Raw genomic sequence first — 20131 nt, 5'->3', positions numbered from 1 at the left:
CGGCTTACTTTACTCATTTTTCGGAATCACCCCCAGTCGGGAGACAATATCGCGTGCTTCTTTCAGGGTCGCGGCGTTGAGTGTGCGCTCCACCTGCCGTTTGCTGTGCGGATTAAGATCCCGCAGTGGAATGTTGGTGTCTTCAACCACGCTCGCGAGAGAGATTGGCCCGATATTTTGCTGCACTCCGCGGTAAATCACAACGGAGTCAGTATCCGCGCCAACAAAGTAAAGTGTTTGGGTCCAACGGTAGCCAAAGAACACGGCAAGGGTGATAAGTAGCACACCACATCCGGCTGCAACAGCCCAGGTCGCGCGGCGGCGCCAGTTGCGGCGCTTAGTTTCAGCAATCAGTTCTGCCAGATATTCATCTACTCGGGGCTCGAAGTGTGCTTCTGGCACAGGCGCAGTTTTACGGCGGCGCTTGCCCAGGATGCGGGTGCGGTGGGTGCTCGGGTTTAGCACGTCATCGCTGTCGCCCGCTGCCCCCACAAAGCGTTGTGTTGGCAGTGTCAGTGTGTCTTGTAGCACTGCTGCCGTGGTTGCAGCTGCGTTTGCCACTGTGGTCTCGGTAGTTGCCGTGGTCTCTGCGGCGATGCTGTCGTCCTCGGCTGCGCCGGCCTCGACGCTGTTAGCTGCGGCAGTGTCGGTGGCGGTGTTTGCGCTGCTTTTAGAGTCTGCAACAGTTGCTGCTGGCAGCGCCGGTGTCGGAGCGACCAGCGCGACTGTAACGTTATCTGGCGCACCGTTTTCAAGTGCGCGGTCAATCAGCTGATCGACCGCAAGTTGCAGTTCATAGCCCTTCCGTAGTTCATTACGGATGGTTTTTTCTTCAACGTAACCGCACAACCCGTCAGAGCACAGTAGCCAAATATCGCCGGGCTGTGTCTCCAGCACTGCGGTGTCAATCTCTGGCTGCAGCTCAACATTGCCGAGCACTCGCATCAAAACCGAACGCCGCGGGTGGGTTTTCGCTTCTTCTTCCGTGATTTGACCGCTGTCTACTAGTCGCTGCACGAAGGTGTGGTCGGTGGTAACCTGTTTTAATTCGCCGTCGCGGAAGCGGTAAACCCGGCTGTCACCGATGTGCGCAAGCGCCAGCTTGTCGCCGACGGTGAAGAAACCACTGAAAGTGGTGCCCAGGCCAGCTAGTTCCGGACGCTCCTTGGCAGTCTCTGAAAGTTTTTCGTTGGCAGCACGTAGCCGATTGGCGAGATCCGCAGCCGCAGCTTCCGGGTCGGTGAATGTCTCAGCATCGCCGTTAGCCACAAACTTTGTTACTAGGGAGCTTGCGATGTCGCCGCCGGCGTGGCCGCCCATGCCGTCAGCGACAAAAAAGAGCCTTGCGCCAGCAAAACCGGAGTCCTGGTTGTTGCTGCGGACCATCCCCACGTGGGAGCCGATTGCGCTGCGATAGTTAAAAGTCACGTTACGGCCTCAGTTCGAAGGTCGTGGTGCCGATTGTGACGGCGGTAAAGATGGGCAGTGAGACAGTGCCGGAAATACGTTGGCCATCAAGCTTGGTGCCATTGGTGGAGTCGAGGTCAGTAAGTTGCCATGTCTCCCCTTTGCGAGTTAGCTGTGCGTGATGTGTAGAGGTGTATTCATCAACAATCACCAGAGTGGAGTCAGGTGATCGCCCAATTGTCAAAACCTCTTCGTCGAGCGGAATTTCAGTGCCACTTGCAACCCCAGAGGTAATCAGCAGGCACCGTGCTGGTGCAGCACCACCGGCGCTCGGCAAATCATTTACCGCCGCATCTGCGGCACTCAGCTGCTGCGGCTGTGCGCCCAGTTGAGGCGCCTGCACTAGCGGCGAAACAACCGCCATGTTAGGTTCCGCTGGGGTGGTGTTGCGATCGCGTAAGCGCCGCGCTGGCGCGCCGAAGAGGTCTGAACGTAGCGCGTAGACAATGCCGAAGATGAAAATCCACAGCAGTAGTAAAAACGCTAGCCGCAGAATGACAAAGGTGAGTTCGGTCATGCACCCTCCCAGAAATTTGAAGTGCTGCCCTGCTGCCCGCTGCCCTGCTGCAGCGGCACAAAACGGAATCGCAGAGGAGTCTGCCCAATATAGATAACCATGTCTTGCTGCAGCTGTGCCTCTCTGAATCGCTGCCCGTCAATCTTAGAGCCGTTGGTGGATCCTAAATCTCGCACCAGGCCCTTCTTGCCGTCCCACAAAACCTCCAAGTGCCTACGGCTTGCCGCACTGTCCGCGATGCGAATGTCACTGTCAGCTCCGCGACCAACAATCGTTGTGCCCACGCGAATCGGGTGCACCTGCCCCTCAACCTCTAGCGCTGCACTCCAAGAGACAGCCCCGTTAGGGTTTTGTGAGGTTACTTCGAGGGTGCCACTGGTGAAATCTGCGGTTGTGAAATTAATAACCGCCGGCCCCAAGAGCTGATAATTCTGAGTAGCTGCGTGTTTCATCACAACCTGCTCTAGCTCGGTTTGCAGCTGTGAGCCGATTTGTCGTAGTTTCTCGGCATCTTTAGCCGCGACGGTGACGGTGAAGATGTTTGGAGCGAGAATGCGATCGCGATCCACCGCAACCGCCTTAATATCTAGTTCGCGTTTCAGTGCCGCAGAAATCTCCACCGGTTGTACACCGCTGCGGAAAGTACGCGCGAAGGCACCGTTCACGGTGCGTTCCAGACCGCGTTCAATGCTGTCTAAAATGCCCACAGCGCCTCCTTACTATTTCTTAAAATTATGCCTGATTTCTGCCGTGGCTTAAACGTTGCAAGCACAGCCGCAGCAGGTGCACAGGCACACCCGTATAAAAATGCTACCCGGTGAAACTGACAAAGCAACGAGTTTCCTGCCAAACCGGAGAATTTCCTGGGGCAACGTGCCCCGGAGTTTTTTAGCGGGAATGGCAGCGGTGGTTATGGCAGGGTTGTGGATCAGCCCGCCGCCGCGCACATAAAACACTAAAATTTGCAAAACATTTTGAGACCTGTTATTGTTTAGGAGTTGTCTGTTATGAAGCAGGCGAACGCGCGAGTGGCGGAATTGGTAGACGCGCTGGCTTCAGGTGCCAGTGCCCGCAAGGGCGTGGGGGTTCAAGTCCCTTCTCGCGCACAATATAATTGTTGTGAAACAAGCCGCTGTTTAAACAGTGGCTTTTGTTTTAGCAGTTTGCCGGGCCGAGGAGCTTGGCAATGTTTAGTAAAATCGTAAGCATGTCAGAGCAGCTTCCCACAACAGTCGCAGAGTTTACCGCTAATCTAGCTCACGTCAATGAAAAAATAGCTGCGGCGTGTGTTGCCGCCGGGCGTGATCGCGACGAAGTGCGATTGCTGCCGGTCAGTAAAACCGTTCCGGAAGAGCGGTTGCGGCACGCGATTGCCGCCGGAATCACCCGCTTTGGCGAAAATAAAGCGCAGGAGGTGAAGCGGAAAGCTGAAAACCTCCAAGACACCGGGGTTGAGTGGGCGGTAATCGGACACCTACAAACAAATAAAGCCAAAGAAGTGGCGCAGTACGCGGCAGAGTTTCAGGCGCTTGATAGCGTTCGTCTTGCAGCCGCATTGCACAACCGACTTGAGTTGCTAGATCGCACCCTTGAGGTGTATGTGCAGGTCAATACCTCAGCGGAAGAGTCTAAATTCGGGCTGGCCCCGGTCGCGGTGCCAGAATTTCTCGACGAACTCGCCGCTTTCCCGCGTCTTAAAGCGCAGGGTTTTATGACCCTCGCAGCGTTTTCGGCAGATCAGGCTGAGGTGCGGGGATGCTTCCAGCTGCTGCGCGAGATTCGTGATCAGGCGCAGCTCACCCACGGGGAGCTTATCGGCCGCGCGGAACTCTCAATGGGAATGAGCGGTGATTACGAGCTCGCAATTGCGGAGGGCTCTAACTGCGTGCGGGTCGGGCAAGCAATTTTCGGTGCCCGTAACTACACTGTGTAACCCGGCAGCTAACTCGAGTGTCATCACCGTCCGCGGCAAAAGTGTCCCGCGGCAAACCGCCGCAACAAAACCCCTGCGCGCCGAACCCGCCGCAGCGCCGGTCGCGGTGCCTAAACCAGCAGCGCTGCCAGCGCCGCGACAAATGACGCAACTCCGAGGCACAGCGCCAAGATAATTAAAATCAGGTGCACAGTGTAAAATCGGGTAGCTTTGCCCTGCGCGTCAAACGCTCGTTCATCCTGCCGCACTCGCCGCAAAAACGGGGGCCATACAATCACGTTAAAAGCTGCGTTTAGGAACAGCAAAACAATCAGCATCGTATCCATAGTTTTAGCTTACTAACTCTGCAGCTGGGTGGCAGTAATTTTTTCGCCCCGCAAAATCAGCTCCACAAATTTCCGCAGCACCACCTGTTTAGCGCTCGCAGCATCCACCTCAATCGCAACAATCGGCCCGCTGCGCACCAGCCCCAAGGCCTCTTTTGCTGGCATAATCGCTCCCTGAGCGGCGGCGCCTTGCTTGGTGGTGGATCCACCCACCGCAGCGTGCAACTCCCGCATCGAGGTGAAAATTGGCAGCACCTGCTTGCCGTTGGTGGCGCGAATCGTGCGGGCGCGGGTGCCTTTCTTCTTGGTGGTGGTGCCGGTGACATCAACCACCAGGTATCCGGTGCCGAGCGCGGTAAGAAAAGCCGCGAGGGAATCGTAGCTGGGTTGCTGCTGCAGCGCGGCCAGCGCCTGTTGGGCTTCGTGATTTACGAAATCCGCAGCCGCAGCGGCGTCAAACTGCGCAAACTCGGCTGTTTCTTGCAGCTGCGCTGCGAGGTTTTCGGGTTCCATAGTGACTCCTGTTTTCGAGGCAGTGGGGGCAGTGGATCAGCCCGCCGCGGGTTAAAAAAGGGCGTTGTCGTCAGCGATGCCGCGCATTGCGTCATAGTCGAGCACGAGACAGCGGATGCCACGATCCTCCGCTAAAGTACGCGCCTGCGGCTTAATCTCTTGCGCCGCAAAGACTCCCTGCACCGGGGCTAGGCGGGGATCACGGTTCATCAGCTCCAGGTAACGCGTCAGCTGCTCTACCCCGTCAATTTCACCGCGGCGTTTAATCTCCACCGCAACGCTGCCTCCTGTGGCATCTTGCGCCAGGATATCAACAGGGCCGATAGCCGTCATATATTCGCGCCTGACGAGCGTGTGACCGTCGCCCAGCAGCGTGATTTGTTTCGCCAGGAGCTCCTGCAGGTGCGCCTCTACCCCGTCTTTCACGAGCCCCGGATCGGTGCCTAAATCGAAGCTGCTGTCGGAGACAATCTCGTAAATCGAAATCATTAGGCGGTCGTTGCTTTTGTGCTGAGTTACCTGCCAAATCTCTACAATCCCGGCGGCCTCCTGGGTGGCATCAGGAGTTTGGGTAGTTAAAGCCAGCGGCGGATTCATCCAGTTCAATGGCTTATAGCTGCCGCCGTCAGAGTGCACCAAAACACTGCCGTCGGCCTTTAGCATTAAAACTCGGGTGGCAACTGGCAGGTGGGCGGTGAGGCGACCGGCATAATCAACTGAGCATTTTGCAACAACTATTCGCACGCTTCAAGCCTAGCGGAAGAAGCTCAGCGTAGCCCCGCTGCTGCGCCAGAACAGGGTTGTGAAGCGCGATGCCATATAAAGCAGCATAAAAGCTGCCACTAAGAAACCGAGATACAGTTGCGGTGACAGTTTTGTAGCGGCGCTCGCCAGGATTAGCAACGGCGGCGCAAAACACAGTAAATTAAGCACTCCGGTGAGCGCCAGGTAGCGGTGATCTCCGGCCCCAATTAAGACGCCGTCAAGCGCAAACACCGCTCCGCACAGCGGCTGCGCCAACGCTAGCACCAGCAGCGCCGGAGTGAGGGTTGCGTTGAGATTCGTGCCAGCGCCAAACAGCTGTGGCAACACCCCGCTGCTGAGCGCCAAAAGCAACCCCAGCGCCGCCCCGAGCGTCGCAGCTAAGCGCAGCAGCTGCCTGGTGAGCTGCCGCACCTGCGCGGTGTCACCGGCTCCGAAGGCTTTGCCGATTAGTGCCTGGGCGGCAATCGCCAGTGCGTCAAGCGCGTAAGACAGCAGCATGAAAACCGCATTAATGACAGCCAGGGAGGCCGTTACAGTGGGGCTGTGCACCGTCGCAGCCCACATGGTGAGTAGGATTGCGATGCGGAGGCTGAGGGTGCGCAGGAACAGCCAGGAGCCGCTGGAAACGCTGGAAGCGATACCGGCTAGGCTGATCTGCCATGAAAAATTTAATATGCGTGAACGAGAATATAATTTGGCGCAGAACAGCAGGGCCATGAGCCACTCTGCCAGTGTTGTGCCTAGGGCGCTGCCGAAAACCCCGAGCCCGAGATGGAACATGAAGATCCAGTTGAGGGCAGCGTTCACGGTGGCGCCGAAAACCGTTACGATGAGCGGGGTGACGGTGTTTTGCAGGCCGCGCTCAGTGCCCGCGAAAGCATAGCAGAGCAGCATCGCGGGAACTCCCCACAGCGCCGTGAAGAAGTATTCTGCGGCAAATATTCCAGTTTCGGAATTAAGCGCGGTGAAAAGTGATAGCAGCCAGTTTCCAGAGGTGCCGAGCAGCAGCACCGCACCGCATCCAATTAGCGCCGCGAGCGCTGTTGCATCAAGGCCCGCCTGCAGTGCTTCTCGGGGTTTTCCAGCGCCGTAGAGTCTTGCGATTTTGCTGGTCGCCGAGTAAGCCAGGAATACCATGAGTCCCACCGTGGTGGTGATGAGGGTGGCTGCGATGGTGGCTCCAGCGAGTTCAGCGACTCCGAGATGGCCGAGCATTGCGGTGTCGACTAAGACCAGCAGTGGCTGCGCGATTAGTGCTCCGAAAGCAGGAACTGCGAGGCGCAAAATCTGGGCTGTGACACCGCTGTTACCTCCCGGTGCGGCGGCTTCGGGCATGGCTGTTCCCGGTGCAGCAGCCTTGGGTGCTGCCGTTTGCCTGTGCGCCCTAAACCTTTTCACGCTAAGAATAATAGCAAGCTGAACGTAGCCTCGCCGGCGGTATGTGCTGGCACTTGTGCACCGACGCAAACACTGCGAGCCGGCGGCACAGCGATTTCAACGCTGCGGCCCACTAGGATTAAAACCATGACACTTTCAGGTATTAATCTTGCAGAACTAGATCCGGCAGTGCGGCCACAGGACGATCTTTACCGCCATGTTAATGGGAAGTGGATCGCGCGCACCGAGATTCCGGCTGATAAAGCCCGCTACGGAGCGTTTGCAATGCTCGCGGAAAACGCTGAGGAAGCGGTGCGCGAAATTATCACCGGTGGCAGCGCTGACACGGGCGCCGGCACTGACACTGGCGCGGGCGCGGGTGTAGACGCTGGCGCAGAAGCGGGGGCTGATAATAATACGGCCGGAGACAGCACTGTCCAGGAGCTTGAGAAAATTCAGCGACTTTACGCGGCCTTTATGGATGAGGCCGAGCTGACCCGGCTCGGGGCAGATCCACTGCAACCAGAACTGGCAGAAATTGATGCAGTCACGAATATTACCGAGTTTACTCGGCTGGTGGCACGATTTGATTTGCGCGGTGCAGCGGGTTTCGCCGGAACTTACGTTGATAATGACCCGGGCGATCCGCAGCGTTACGTGTTGATGCTAACTCAGGCAGGGCTCGGGATGCCCGATGAGTCTTACTACCGTGAGGCACAGTTTGCTGAGATTCGTGAGCAATATCAGCGCCATATTGCCCGGATGTTTGAACTCGTGGGTGTGCGCGATGCTGCCGCGCGGGCAGCTCGGGTGTTTGAACTAGAGACCGCAATCGCAGCGCACCATTGGGATCGTGTGGAGAGCCGCGACATTCAGAAAATCTACAACCTGCTGAGCTTTGCGGAGCTGTGCGAAGCGGTGCCGGGCATCGCTTGGACGGATTATTTCGCGGAGTTGGGCCTGGAGGAGCCACTGGAAGTTGTTTTGTGCCAGCCGAGTGCTTTGCGTGGCTTCGGACAGTTATTGACGGAAGACCGCCTGGAGGCCTGGCAAGACTGGCTACGTTGGCACGTGGTGGCGAGCAGCAGCGGTTTGTTAAGCCCCGAAATTAGTGCCGCAAACTTCGAGTTTTACGGCACTGCTTTAACAGGCGCTGAGCAGCAGCGGCCACGTTGGCGGCGCGGCGTCAGTTTTGTTGAGGGCACCATGGGTGAAGCCGTTGGCAAACTATATGTAGCCAAACACTTTGATGAGGCTTCAAAGGCCACGATGGACGAGTTGGTGCACTACTTGATTGAGGCTTACCGAGAGTCAATCACCAACCTCACCTGGATGAGTGATGAAACTAAACAGCGTGCAATTGCAAAGCTTGAAAAGTTTGTGCCGAAAATCGGTTATCCGGTGAAGTGGCGGGACTACAGTGATCTGCAGGTCACCGACAGCCACTTTGCCAACGGCCGTGCCGCGGCAGTTTTTGCGGCGCGGATCGAGTTCGCGAAACTCGGCAAACCGGTTGATCGCGAGGAGTGGTTTATGACTCCGCAGACCGTAAACGCGTACTATAACCCGGGTATGAACGAAATCGTGTTCCCGGCAGCGATTCTGCAGTCGCCGTTCTTTGACAGACACGTTGATGCCGCTAGCAATTTTGGCGCAATCGGCGCGGTTATCGGGCACGAAATCGGGCACGGCTTCGATGACCAGGGATCACAGTATGACGGTGATGGACAGCTGCAAAACTGGTGGACTGATGCGGATCGGACCGCATTCGTGGAGCTCACCAAGTCGCTAATCGCGCAGTACGACGAGCTCTCGCCCGAGGGGGCTGACGGGCAAACCGTGAACGGTGAGCTCACCATCGGCGAGAATATCGGCGACTTGGGCGGGCTTTCAATCGCGTGGAAAGCTTATCAAATGTATCTCGGCGGCGCCCCGGCGCCGGTACTTGACGGGCTCAGCGGTGCAGAACGGTTCTTTATGTCGTGGGCGCAGTGTTGGCAGCAGAAGGCCCGCCCGGCGGAAACCGTGCGGCTTTTGACTATCGACCCGCACTCACCGAATGAGTTCCGCTGCAACCAGATTGTGCGTAACCTCCCGATTTTCCATGAAACTTTCGGCACTAAAGAGGGTGATGCATTGTGGTTGGATCCAGCAGCACGGGTCGCTATTTGGTAGTGTGAAGAGGCGATAGCCCAAAGCGGGGCGCCGCCGGAAATTCCGGCGGCGCCCCGCTTTACTGTTTACAAACCGCATTAGCCGCTGAGGTGCGGGCGGTTACTACTCTGAGGTGCGGGCGGTTACTATCGCGCGACTACTGCGCCGTGCGTCGCGCAGCTAGCGCCCACATGTTGAGGGCACACCACGAAGCGATCACGGCAGTTAAACTCAGTGCAGTTCGCGAGCTGATTTGCTGGCTCTTCACACACCACGCACTTGCCGATTACGGCAGCTCCGGCGGCAAAATCCATCGCCTCGCGGCCATCGAACACTGCCAGGGAACCCTCCCACAGCCCGTCATTACCGAACTTTTCGCCGTAGCGCACAATGCCGCCGTCGATTTGGTAAACCTCTTTAAAACCCCGGTTGCGCATCACCGCAGACAGAATCTCGCAGCGAATTCCGCCGGTGCAGTAGGTGATAATCGGCTTGTCTTTGAGATCGTCGTATTTACCAGACTCAATCTCGCCCACGAAGTCATGGCTGGTTGCCACGTCCGGCACCACAGCGTTTTTGAACTTGCCGATTTCCGCCTCCCAGGCGTTACGGCCGTCAAAAAACACCACATCATCGCCGCGCTCTGCTACGAGTTCATGTACCTGCTCAGGCTTCAGGTGCTTGCCGCCACCGATAACACCGCGTTCGTTCACCTCAATCTCGTCGGGCAAACCAAAGGCAACCAGCTCTGGGCGTACCTTGACGCTGAGTTTTGGGAAATCGAGAATTTGCTGCCACGGGGCGGCGCGATCCACCCCATGCACAATATTCTCAGTGGTAATCAGGCCCGTGCCATCTGACCATTTAACGTCAAGTTTGAAAACTTCTTTGGTTGCTTTTAGGTAAGCCTTGCAAGCATCAATCTCGCCACCAACGGTGCCGTTGATGCCGTGCTTAGAGATGATGATACGACCGCGCAGCCCTAGTTTTTCGCACAGCTCCTTCTGCCACAGGCGAGTAAGCTGCGGGTCTGCCACTGGTTGAAACGCGTAATAAAGCAAGATTTTTCCGGTCACGCTTTAAGTTTACCGTGTTTTCCACAGATTTTAATTACTCGGGATATTCTCTGCCCAACGCCATAAGATGTGAATATGGGCAGCAATGATGACGAAATTCAAGCGGCAAACGGCGAAAATCTGCGGCGGCTGAGTCAGGGCCGCCTAATTGAGCTGTTTAAGAGCAAAGACCTGAGCTATTTCATTGATAGCGACAATGACTTTGGTTGTTTCGCTAATGATATGCGGCTGTATTTTATGGTGCGCGGAGAGCAGCAAGAGATTTTGCATGGCCGCTGCGATTTTATGGTGTCGTATTCACTTGATGAACTCGCGGTAATTCGTGATTTTATTGAGCGTTGGCACCAGGAAAATGTGTTTCCGCGGATTCACTACGTGATAACCGACACTGGCGCGGTGAAAGTGGCGACGGAATACATAGTCGATTATGAAAAGGGCGTTACCGATGCGCAGCTGATGACGCACTTGCAACTGCTGGTCGCGGTCAGTGAAGAAGTTTTCACCGCGCTGACGGATTTTTTGCGGAATGGAGTCTAGGGGCAGTAATGACTGAGATGTTAAAACCGGTGGCCTCTGAGCGGGTGGAGACACTGCTTAAGGAGATGAACTACAGCTACGGTCGCGACGATGAAAACGACCTTATGGGGCTGTGGGATGGCAATGTTTTTTACTTCCTGGCGCCGCCGAGCGGAGATTTACTGCAGATAATGTCGTTTTTCCGCCACGATTTTGCGGCGCAGCATGAGGAGCAGCTGCGGGACTTTATTGATGAGTGGCACCGCACTAAGTACTGGCCGCGGCTCACGATGCTGCGTGTTGGCGAGGACGAGAGCGAATTGCGGATCCGCGCTGACCACGGTGTGCACTATGAGCACGGCGCGAGTGATGAGCAGCTGCGGTTACAGATTAACTGCGCGCTGCAAACTGCGTTGCGTAGCTACAGTGCGCTGACGCAAACCTTTGGCCTGGAGTTCCCGGAGCCGGGCAGCGGCTCGTAGGCTGGATTGCTGACCGGGTTTTGTAGCGCGGGCAGCGCGGCGGTGCGGGGTGCTCTGGCCGGGTGTGCTTAGGCTGAGCCGGTTGGGCGGTTGCGGCATACCTCACAGATGCCGAAAATATCGACAATGTGTCGCGGATCCGCGTAGCCGTATTTAGCAGCAATATTTTCTGCCCAGCTCTCAACCTCCCCGGCATCAATCTCTTCGGTTGCGCCGCAGCTGCGGCAGATGAGATGGTGATGATGTTTATCGGTGGTGCAGAAACGGAAAAGGTTCTCACCCTCGGGAGAGTTAATGGTGTCGGCTTCGCCGGCTTCGGCCATGGCGCTCAGGGAGCGATAGACGGTCGCGAGACCAATCGGAGAGCCTTCGGCACGAAGCTTATCATAGAGGGTTTGGGCGCTGATGAAGCTGCGCTCGTTTGTCATCGCCGCTCGTACAGCTTCGCGCTGCCAGGTATTACGTTTAGCAGTCATAATCCCTCCAGGACAACTGAGTAGTTACCTTTAGTCTAGCTGTCTTATCCGAAAATCAGTAGGAAGCTTAGACGCGGCGGCGGCGCAGCAGGAAGCGGGCGGCGAGGGCTATGAGGAACTCCGCCGCCAGCACCAGACCAATTGCTCCGCCCGCCGCCAACTCAAAGGTGAGCGAGAGCCAGAGCCCCGTAAAGCTGCCCAGCAGCGCGATGAGTGTAGCGAGCGGTGGCAGCTGGCGAATGTTTGAGGCGAGCAGCTGCGCGGTAGCCGCGGGTCCCACGATTACCGCGATCGCTAGAATTGCGCCTACGGCAGGTATTGCAACCACTACGGTGGCTGCGGTGAGCATGGCGGTGATGAGCGCCGGCAGCAGCGGGTTAAACCCTGTGGCGCGGAATCCCGCAGGGTCGAAAGTATCGAAAATTAGTTGTCTTCCAAAAAACAAGAGCAGCAAAACTGCGCCGCACAACACTGCCGCGGCGGCCAGCATATCAGTGCTTTCTACCCCGAATAGGGAGCCGATAAGCAGCGCCTCAATCGGTACCGCAAGGCCCTTTTGGAGTGACGACAGCACCGCTCCTAAAGCGAAGCCGAAAACTAGCAGAATTCCCGTTAGTGCTGCGGTGTGCTGCTTGCTGAGGCGCGTTAGGAAAGTCAGCAGCAGCGCTAAAAACAGCGCTGCGACAGCTTGCCCCAGCAGCACATTTACCCCTAGGAGCGCGGCAATAACCCCGCCCGGGAAAGTAGCATGGCTGAGAGAAACCGCGAAGAAAGAGCTGCCGCGCAACACAATCAGCGGCCCCACAACCCCGGCTAGGAGTGACAGCAAGGTTAACTCTATGGCAGCAGTGGTTAGAAAACTCACCCTGCACCTCCCGGGCGTAAGCTACTTGGCCGCACCGCGCTGTAACCAACAGCGAGCACATAAAACAGCACCAGTGTCAGTACCACCGCCCCGCCGGCGGACACATTAATACCGTGGGCGAATGACATCCACACGCTGAAACCAATTCCGACGATCCCTGCCAGCACGGTTAGCATCGCCGCCAGCACTGTTAGCCCAGACAGGTTGGTGGTGAGCCGCTGTGCGGTGGCGGCGGGCACGATTAGCAGCGCGATTATTAACAGATTCCCGAGGGCGGTAGCGCCGGCTACAACCACCATTGCGATCGCGGCGCCTAGAATCAGATCGGTGATGAGAGGGTTGAAGCCCGCGGCTGCGAAACCCTGCGGGTCATGCGCGCGGAACAGTTGCCGCCGCCAGGTGCCTAGCACCAGCGCCACAGCGGCAAGCGCTATTACAGTAACTTGTAGCAGCTGTGCCTCGGTGACGGTCAGCAGATGCCCAAAAAGCAGGCTGCTGAGCTGCGCCATATAGTCGTGTTGCCGCGATACCAGCACCACCCCGAGGCTGAAGGCGCTCGTGAGTAACACCGCAACCGCAGCGTCGTTGCCTAATAGCCCGCGATGGGTGAGCAGGGTGATGAGCGCTACTGCGAGCAGTGCCGCCACTAGCGCGGCTGGCATTAATGCCGCGGTGCCGCCAAGCAAATAACCGACAACCAATCCCGGAAAAACCGCGTGCACTAAGCCATCGGTGATGAATTCCATCCCGCGAAAGTGTACAAAGACGCTGATTATCCCGGAGCACACGGCAAGCACCGCTATCACTAGCAGGCCCCGCGAGATAAACGGCAGGGTGAAGGCGTCGAGCAGCTCCGGGAGGGTCACGTAGCGCCCTTCTCGTCGGTGCGGGTGTGCGGATCACACTCCGCGAGCGTTGCCGCGGAGGAGTGAGTGTGATGCAGGTGTTCTGCGGCCTCGTGTCGGGTGGTTACCACGCCGCCGCCGAGATCCACCGTGGTGTCGTGGAAAGTAGCGGCAATGTTTTGTACGGTCAGGGTTGTGCTGAGCGGCCCGTAGGCAATCATTTTTTTGTCAAGCAGCATAACGTGGCTGCACACCTCACGCGCAATCTCCAGATCGTGGGTAGAGACCGCAATCGCACAGCCCGCGTCACGCAGCTGTTTTACGGTTGCCAGGAGAGCTTCCCGGTTGGGACGATCCAAACCGTTAAAAGGTTCGTCGAGCAGCAGCAGTTGCGGCTGGCTGACCAGGGCACGCGCCAGAATTGCGCGTTGCTGCTGGCCGCCAGAGAGCGAATTAAATGATTTTTTCAGCTGTGCCTCAAGCCCGACCTGCGCCACGGCGGCGGTGATTGCGGCGCGTGCGGCGGAGTTTAGCGGGCGCATCCCGAGTTTACGGTAGAGACCCATCGCAACCACCTGCTGCACAGTGACCGGCAGCTGCAGATTGCGGGTGTCGCGCTGCGGCAGCAGCCCAATTTGTGGGCGAGCTTGCTGCGGCGACTTTGCGAAAACCGTAATGTTGCCGGCGAGGTGCTCGGTGAGGCCCACCAGACCTCCCAGCACCGTTGATTTGCCGCTGCCGTTTGGGCCAATCAGCGCTACTGCCTCACCCGGAAACAGCTGCGCGGTGACACCGGTGACAGCGGCAACACCCTGGTAGCCGAAGGCAGCGTCACGCAGCTCAAAAACTGGGTGTGCAGGCAGCGGTGCGAGGGTCGCCATGATTGTCCTTACTGCAGTTCCGCCGGGGGTTCGCTGAGTTCGTAGCCCCAAGCGGTGAGCATAGTGCGAGCGTTGGAAATTGTGGCGCCAATGTAGGTGCTGGCCTCACCCTCAGCCGCCAGTGAATCGGCGTAAATTGGGTCGGTAACAACCGGAATTCCGGCCTCTTTGGCGACCGTGCTGTTTAGCCGCGGGCTGTTTGAAGACTCCACAAAAATCGCCGGCACACCCGCGGCTTTAATGTTTTCTACGAGAGTCTTGAGCTCCGCGGCGCTCGGCTCAGCGTTGTCTTCAAAACTCGGAATCACGCTGCCAACATAGGTGATTTGGTAGTCGTGCAGGAAGTAAAGCAGCGCATTATGGGTGCTGACGAACTTCTTTTTCGCTGGATCCACCTGCCCGAAACTATTGCCGAGCCACTCATCAAGCGCCACCAGCTTCGCGCCATACGCGGCGGCGTTTTGCCGGTAGAACTCGGTGTTCTCAGGATCTGCGGCTGCTAACGCCTGGGCGATTGGTTGCAGCATAGCGTTAGCGTAGCGCGGTGAAGTCCAGATATGCGGATCAATGGTGCCGTTTGCACCGTGGGTGTGGTGGGTGCCGTGATCATGCTCAGCATCGTGGTCGACGCTGTGGTCATGGCTGGCAGCAGCAGGGTTGTGGATCGCGCCGCCGCGCGCAGCGGCGGTAATCTCTGCGGCTTCAGCGAGGTCTACGCCATCAGCGACGGTGACAATCTCGCCCTTAAAACCAGAAGCCTCAACCGCGCTGTGGATAAAGTCGTCAAGTCCGGCGCCGTTAACAAGCAGAATATCGGCGGCGGCGAGAGCTTTGAGATCAGCGGGGCTCGGATCGAAGCTGTGGGCGCTGGAGCCCGGCTTGAGCAGGCCCGTGACCTGCACTTTATCGCCGCCAATGTTGTGCACAAAATCTTGCAGTTGAGTGGTCGTGGCGGCAACCTGCAGCCCGGAGGCAGACTCCGCACCAGGGGTGGCGGCGTCGTTGGAACAGCCTGCGGCGAGCACTAGGGCAGCGGCAGTGGCTGCGAAGGCGGCAGTTTTAGTTAGGAATTTCCTCATGAATTAATGATAACCGTTCCCAACTGTGAATAGGAGGAATAGGGTAGGGTGCAGAAACGTTACTATGTTTTGTAGCGCTCGCACACCAGGAAGACTAGCGGCGCTTAAACAAAGCGGGAGGAAAGCATGGAAACTGTAACTTTTACCGTCACCGGCATGAGCTGTGGTCACTGCGAAAAAGCGATTCGTACGGAAGTTTCGCAGCTGCCGGGGGTGCAGCAGCTTGCAGTCAGTTCCGCAACCGGCAGCCTCAGCGTCACTGGAACCGCCTTAGATGCCAACGCCATCATCGCGGCCGTTGCTGAAGCCGGATACGAAGCAGTTCGCGCCTAACCCGGAGATAACCATGAACAACGCCGCACCCGTGCAGTCCGAAAATCAGGCAGCGCCTACAGCGCAGCAGCTGGAGTTTAACATCACCGGCATGACCTGCGCTGCCTGCGCCAACCGGATTGAGAAGAAACTCAACAGGTTAGATGGGGTCACCGCGACTGTCAACTACGCGGTCGAGAAGGCGTATGTGGAGGCCGATCCACAGCGCACTGCAATGATTATTGAGACCGTCTCGCAGTTGGGTTACGGCGCGCAAGTGTATGAACAACGGCAAGAAACCACAGCGGACCTGATGGAGCATACCGCAGTGGAGTTGCGGGCGCTCAAGCGGCGCACAATTTTCGCCGGGGTTTTGACCGTGCCAGTGGTGCTGATCTCAATGATTCCGGCGCTACAGTTCGATTATTGGGGGTGGATCGTCGGGGCGCTCGCAACCCCGGTGGTGTTTGGCGCTGGATTTACTTTCCATCGCGCAGCGTTTAAAAATCTTCGCCGTGGTGCAACCACCATGGACACTTTGGTTTCTGCCGGCACTCTTGCCGCTTACCTGTGGTCGATGGTGGCGCTGGTGTTCGGCACAGCCGGGCACCCGGGAGTGCGACACGAACTGAGCATTGCAGCGCTACTCGGCGCGCACGGTGGGACGCACGGGGCACTGAGCGATGTCTATTTTGAGGTCGCTGCCGGGGTGATTTTCTTTATTTTGCTGGGGCGATTGTTTGAAAAGCGCGCCAAGAAGCAGAGCGCTGCGGCACTGACAGAGCTGAGCACTTTGGCAGTGCGTGAGGTGACTGTGATGCGCGGCGATGAGCAGCGGGTAATAGCGGTCACAGAATTGCGCGTCGGTGATCACTTCGTGGTGCTACCCGGACAGCAGGTGGCGACCGACGGGGTTGTGGTGACGGGGCACTCGGCGGTTGATGCGGCGCTGATCACTGGTGAGGCTGCCCCGGTTAGTGTGGGGCCGGGAAGCTCTGTGGTCGGCGCAACCGTGAACACCACCGGACGGCTGGTGGTGCGGGCAACCGCAGTGGGCAGCGAAACGCAGCTCGCGCAAATGGCGCAGTTGTTGGAGCAGGCGCAGGCTCAAAAGGCCGAGCTGCAGCGGTTAGCCGATAAAATCTCTGGGATTTTTGTGCCGGTGACAATGTTTTTGGCGGTGCTCACGTTAGGCGTGTGGTTGTTGCTGGGCGCATCCGTGGCAGCCGCGCTGAGCGCGGCGATGACAGTTTTGATAATTGCGTGCCCGTGCGCGCTTGGTTTAGCGACTCCGACCGCGCTGCTGGTGGGCACCGGGCGTGGTGCGGCGCTGGGGATTATGATCTCCGGCCCGGTGGCTTTAGAGAGAGCGGCGCGACTAGACAACATTATTTTCGATAAGACCGGTACCCTAACGACCGGAAACATGGCGCTTGCAGCGGTGGCCGTCGCCCCTGATGTTTCACGTGAAACAATTTTTAAGGCGGTTGTAGCCCTGGAGAGCTACTCTGAACATCCCGCAGGTAAGGCGCTTGTAAACGGACTGTTGCAAGAGTTGCGAGAGGTGCAGCCAAGGTTAGCGCAGGAGTCAGTTTTGGTTGCGGAGCAAGATCTCGGCGCGCAGGAGGATTCGGCTGCCAAACAGGTTTTGCTTGCCGAACTGCAGGGCTTAATTAGTGAGTTTGAGGTTTTGCCAGGCCGTGGAGTAACGGCTAAGCTGCACGTGGGCGAGGACGATCCACACCCTGTCTATGCGGGCAACGCAAAGCTGTTTCGGGAGCTGGATTTTGGGGTGGATCCTACCCTCAGCGAGGCGCTTGAAAGCTATCAGAATGCCGGTTACACAGTTGTTTTGGCGGGCAGCCAGGGAGTCGTTAGTGCGGTCTTTGGAGTTTCAGATACGCTCCGTGATGACAGCGCGGCGGCGGTGCAAGAAATCGTTAAAATGGGTATCGAGCCGGTGCTATTAACCGGTGATAATGAGCGGGCTGCGGCTCAGATTGCGGGGCAACTCGGTATCACAAGGGTGATTTCCGGGGCCCTGCCGGCGGATAAGATTTCGCATGTGAAGGCACTGCAAGAGCAGGGGCAAAAAGTAGTGATGGTCGGCGATGGCATCAACGATGCTGCTGCACTGGCGCAGGCAGATTTAGGTATCGCGATGGGTGCTGGAACTGACGCCGCGCAGGCCGCTGCGGACATTGTGATTGTGAACTCTAAACTTGCCGATGTTACAACCGCTTTGCGCTTGGCACGGCGTACACAGCGTACCATCGTCGGAAATCTGTTTTGGGCTTTCGCCTACAACACGGCGGCAATTCCGTTGGCTGCTTTCGGGCTTTTGAACCCGATGCTGGCAGGTGCTGCGATGGCCTTGTCAAGTGTGTTCGTGGTTGCCAACAGTCTGCGGCTGCGCAGCTTTAAATAACTGCTCCCGTCGCCCGTGCCCCGATGCTGGCAGGTGCTGCGACGAGGTGGCTTGCTGTCGGAGGCAGATGCCACTAATTCTTAGGCTTACTCTGCATTCTCAGGCTGCTGCAGCTCACCCTGCAGTCCGTCAATGCGCTGTTGCAGCTCCTCAGAGCGGGCGAGGGTCGGCACAACCTCCTGGTCAGGGGTCACCATCACCACGTCATTATCTACGTGCGCAGCCATGGCGTGCACCGCATCGATGAAGTCTTTACGGCGAATCGCGTCAAGCAGTTGGGCGTGGTAGTGTTCCATCTCTGAAGCTGAAGCAATATTTGCTAGGCGCCCCCGGTGCTGTGGGTTGCGCAGCTGTTCATTAATTCCGGCGTAGAGCGAAGCTAGCAGCCGGTTCTTTGCGGCATCGAAAATTAGCAGGTGGAACTTGCTCTCAAAGCCAGGTGACGAGCTTGCAGCTGTTGCGATAGGACAAAGTGAGCAGCCTTGCTCCTCGGCGGCCGCGGCCTCAAGAGCGGCGAGATCCTCATCAGTGCGATGAATGGTTGCTTGCTGTGCAGCTTCAATCTCCAGCGCACGACGGTAACTCAAAATCTCTTCCAGGGTAAAAGCGTTGAGGAACTCATTTAACAGTGCGCTGGTTGGGGTTGCGCTGCGCACAAAGGTGCCGCGCCCGGGCAGTGTTTCCAGCATTCCCATGTTTGCCAGAGAGCGCACCGCTTCACGCACGGTTGATCGGCCCACGCCCATCTGCTCGGCGAGCTCCGGCTCAATCGGAATGCGGATGCCGACTGGCCACTCTCCGGTGGTGATTTTGCGACGAAGGTATGACAGCGTAGCCCGTGCTCGCTCTGATCCGGTTGTTTGCATTTCACCCTCACTCACTGCTTGTGCGGTGTCACTGCCTGCATGACAGAAATCGGTTAGTTATTGTAATTCGTTTAATTATATCTATTTCCCAGCTTTCTTTAATGTCATATATTGCTTTGTGCCGCACCATAGCGCTGTGTTGTCTACAATCCGCGTCTCAAATCGCGGCGCGGTTGCGGGTTTCTTAACGCTAAACCCACTAAGGTGAAGACATGGAGCAGGGTCACGCACCACAGAGTTGGAGAGAGATTCCACAAAGCGCTGAGGCAACCGTCACCGATTGGTTGCAGCACACGGCGCTCGGTTTTCATGACGACAGTGATTTTCTGGACGCTAGCCGCGGTGAAAACAGCACCTTTACGCAGCAACTCTTACAACTGATTGCAAACTCAGACGATGCGGTGCTCACCGCTCTCGGGCTACGGAAGCTAACGCAAGAAATTCCCCCTGATTTGCCACGTAAAGACAAAATCGCACTGCGTGCCGGGTCTTTGACCGCGCTCGGGGTGCCGTGGGCAGTACCGCTTGCGGCAAAGCGGTGGTTGCGCGAGCGGGCTACGCATCTGTTGTGCGCCGCAAATCTGCCCAGTGATTCGCCGCGGGGGGCTGATCCACACCTCAGCAATGCCCTGCAAGAACTGCGCACGCAAAACAGTCCGGCGCAGGTTGAGCTGCACGGAGAGAAGGTTTTGGGGCCAGAAGCCAGTCATCGAGAGCTACGGAGACTGCTCGGACTGGCTTATATGCCAGAAGTCGAATATTTACTTGCTGATGTCGGACGGCTAGCACCTGGTGATGCGTGGGCAAGTGAGGCGCGGGCGCAGCGAGCTGTGGCGGCGCTGCGGCAACTGATTACCGAGGGCGCAGAGCACGGCACTTTTGTGACTATTACCGCATCCACTTACGGTGACAGTCTGCTGGCGGCGACCGTAACCAACAAATTGCTTGCAGATCCTGATGTTTTGCCGCACCAGTTTGGCATTACGCTGTACGCAGAAGTACCTGAGAGCTTTGAGATTTTGACGGCTCTCGCGATTCATGCCAGTGGCCGTAAAGCTGTTGGCGGCGGCAATTTGCAGGTGCGGATCGCGCTGCGCTCGACTGCCTCCCGCGAGTCTATCGATTCGCTGTTGAGCGGGCAGCAGTTTGCGGTGCTAGAAAGCCGTGCTGAAATTGAAGCCGCCGCGATGAAGCTGCTGCTGCAGGCACAGCGAATTGCTGGGGTAACAACAGTTTTTTGCAGCGATAGCCCG

At 57.5% G+C, this 20131-nt stretch carries 20 protein-coding genes, 1 tRNA gene and 1 pseudogene; 8 read left to right on the top strand and 14 right to left on the bottom strand.

From position 1 onward, the window contains the following. Positions 1-9 precede the first annotated feature (9 nt). Genes F5897_RS07435 through F5897_RS07425 form a run of 3 tightly spaced genes read right to left on the bottom strand, consistent with a single transcriptional unit; the run spans position 10 to position 2691 of the window. On the bottom strand, positions 10-1428 hold the full coding sequence (locus tag F5897_RS07435) for a PP2C family protein-serine/threonine phosphatase (RefSeq protein ID WP_124824668.1): 1419 nt from the start codon (positions 1426-1428) through the stop codon (positions 10-12). A gap of 1 nt (position 1429) precedes the next feature. Beyond that, positions 1430-1984, bottom strand: coding sequence for an FHA domain-containing protein FhaB/FipA (locus tag F5897_RS07430; RefSeq protein WP_124824669.1), 555 nt, complete (start codon positions 1982-1984; stop codon positions 1430-1432). Next, a complete protein-coding gene (locus tag F5897_RS07425; RefSeq protein WP_124824670.1) occupies positions 1981-2691 on the bottom strand; it encodes an FHA domain-containing protein in 711 nt (236 codons plus the stop codon). Before F5897_RS07425 ends, F5897_RS07430 begins: the two co-directional genes overlap by 4 nt. Before the next feature lie 315 nt (positions 2692-3006). Here F5897_RS07425 and F5897_RS07420 point away from each other — a divergent pair. Beyond that, positions 3007-3090, top strand: a tRNA-Leu gene (locus F5897_RS07420). A 101-nt stretch (positions 3091-3191) separates the two neighbouring features. Then, positions 3192-3917, top strand: coding sequence for a YggS family pyridoxal phosphate-dependent enzyme (locus tag F5897_RS07415; RefSeq protein WP_124824671.1), 726 nt, complete (start codon positions 3192-3194; stop codon positions 3915-3917). Between the two features lie 110 nt (positions 3918-4027). On the opposite strand, the gene F5897_RS07410 is transcribed toward F5897_RS07415, so the two are convergent. From F5897_RS07410 to F5897_RS07395, 4 genes are read right to left on the bottom strand one after another with little or no spacing between them, the layout of a single operon-like run. Beyond that, positions 4028-4243 (bottom strand): SCO4848 family membrane protein, encoded by a 216-nt coding sequence (locus F5897_RS07410; RefSeq protein ID WP_183305048.1) that lies wholly within the window; start codon positions 4241-4243, stop codon positions 4028-4030. Between the two features lie 12 nt (positions 4244-4255). After that, complete coding sequence (locus F5897_RS07405) at positions 4256-4756, bottom strand: SseB family protein (protein WP_183305047.1); 501 nt, start codon at positions 4754-4756, stop codon at positions 4256-4258. A 51-nt stretch (positions 4757-4807) separates the two neighbouring features. Next, positions 4808-5500 (bottom strand): endonuclease NucS, encoded by a 693-nt coding sequence (gene nucS / locus F5897_RS07400; RefSeq protein ID WP_124824674.1) that lies wholly within the window; start codon positions 5498-5500, stop codon positions 4808-4810. A 9-nt stretch (positions 5501-5509) separates the two neighbouring features. Continuing rightward, positions 5510-6856: an MATE family efflux transporter gene (locus tag F5897_RS07395; RefSeq protein WP_183305046.1), complete on the bottom strand. Its 1347-nt coding sequence runs from the start codon at positions 6854-6856 to the stop codon at positions 5510-5512. Positions 6857-7045: 189 nt separating this feature from the next. Between F5897_RS07395 and F5897_RS07390 the strand changes: the two genes are divergently transcribed. Continuing rightward, on the top strand, positions 7046-9073 hold the full coding sequence (locus F5897_RS07390; protein WP_183305045.1) for a M13 family metallopeptidase: 2028 nt from the start codon (positions 7046-7048) through the stop codon (positions 9071-9073). 125 nt (positions 9074-9198) lie between these two features. Here the strand turns inward: F5897_RS07390 and trhO are convergent, their stop codons facing one another. After that, positions 9199-10128 (bottom strand): oxygen-dependent tRNA uridine(34) hydroxylase TrhO, encoded by a 930-nt coding sequence (gene trhO, locus F5897_RS07385; protein ID WP_124824677.1) that lies wholly within the window; start codon positions 10126-10128, stop codon positions 9199-9201. Positions 10129-10203: 75 nt separating this feature from the next. Here trhO and F5897_RS07380 point away from each other — a divergent pair, with 75 nt between their 5' ends. Together F5897_RS07380 and F5897_RS07375 are read left to right on the top strand one after the other, a co-directional pair. Next, entirely contained in the window at positions 10204-10665 is a 462-nt protein-coding gene (locus tag F5897_RS07380; RefSeq protein WP_183305044.1) for a YbjN domain-containing protein, read from the top strand. An 8-nt stretch (positions 10666-10673) separates the two neighbouring features. Further along, positions 10674-11126 (top strand): type III secretion system chaperone family protein, encoded by a 453-nt coding sequence (locus F5897_RS07375; protein WP_124824679.1) that lies wholly within the window; start codon positions 10674-10676, stop codon positions 11124-11126. A 68-nt stretch (positions 11127-11194) separates the two neighbouring features. Here F5897_RS07375 and F5897_RS07370 read toward each other — a convergent pair whose 3' ends face one another. From F5897_RS07370 to F5897_RS07350, 5 genes are all read right to left on the bottom strand, one after another. Further along, a complete protein-coding gene (locus F5897_RS07370) occupies positions 11195-11602 on the bottom strand; it encodes a Fur family transcriptional regulator (protein ID WP_183305043.1) in 408 nt (135 codons plus the stop codon). Between the two features lie 67 nt (positions 11603-11669). After that, positions 11670-12467: a metal ABC transporter permease gene (locus F5897_RS07365; RefSeq protein ID WP_183305042.1), complete on the bottom strand. Its 798-nt coding sequence runs from the start codon at positions 12465-12467 to the stop codon at positions 11670-11672. Continuing rightward, positions 12464-13333 (bottom strand): metal ABC transporter permease, encoded by an 870-nt coding sequence (locus tag F5897_RS07360; RefSeq protein WP_183305041.1) that lies wholly within the window; start codon positions 13331-13333, stop codon positions 12464-12466. The genes F5897_RS07365 and F5897_RS07360 overlap by 4 nt, the downstream gene beginning before the upstream one ends. Next, positions 13330-14193, bottom strand: a complete 864-nt coding sequence (locus F5897_RS07355; protein WP_183305040.1) for a metal ABC transporter ATP-binding protein — start codon at positions 14191-14193, stop codon at positions 13330-13332. The genes F5897_RS07360 and F5897_RS07355 overlap by 4 nt, the downstream gene beginning before the upstream one ends. Positions 14194-14201: 8 nt before the next feature. Continuing rightward, the gene (locus tag F5897_RS07350; RefSeq protein WP_183305039.1) at positions 14202-15272 is read right to left on the bottom strand and encodes a metal ABC transporter substrate-binding protein; all 1071 of its coding nucleotides are present in this window, start codon (positions 15270-15272) and stop codon (positions 14202-14204) included. A gap of 126 nt (positions 15273-15398) precedes the next feature. Here F5897_RS07350 and F5897_RS07345 point away from each other — a divergent pair, with 126 nt between their 5' ends. Together F5897_RS07345 and F5897_RS07340 are read left to right on the top strand one after the other, a co-directional pair. Beyond that, positions 15399-15605, top strand: a complete 207-nt coding sequence (locus F5897_RS07345) for a heavy-metal-associated domain-containing protein (RefSeq protein ID WP_124824685.1) — start codon at positions 15399-15401, stop codon at positions 15603-15605. A 13-nt stretch (positions 15606-15618) separates the two neighbouring features. Then, complete coding sequence (locus tag F5897_RS07340; RefSeq protein ID WP_183305038.1) at positions 15619-18012, top strand: heavy metal translocating P-type ATPase; 2394 nt, start codon at positions 15619-15621, stop codon at positions 18010-18012. A gap of 86 nt (positions 18013-18098) precedes the next feature. Here F5897_RS07340 and F5897_RS07335 read toward each other — a convergent pair whose 3' ends face one another. Beyond that, positions 18099-18878, bottom strand: coding sequence for a FadR/GntR family transcriptional regulator (locus F5897_RS07335; RefSeq protein ID WP_124824687.1), 780 nt, complete (start codon positions 18876-18878; stop codon positions 18099-18101). 212 nt (positions 18879-19090) lie between these two features. Between F5897_RS07335 and F5897_RS07330 the strand changes: the two are divergent. Beyond that, positions 19091-20131 (top strand): annotated as a pseudogene (locus F5897_RS07330) (hypothetical protein); the annotation flags it as partial.

It is taken from the genome of Canibacter oris (assembly GCF_014197205.1).
GTDB classification, from domain to species: Bacteria; Actinomycetota; Actinomycetes; order Actinomycetales; family Microbacteriaceae; genus Canibacter; species Canibacter oris.
Note: the sequence above shows the minus strand (reverse complement) of the source record. Positions and strands in the feature narration are given on the sequence as shown.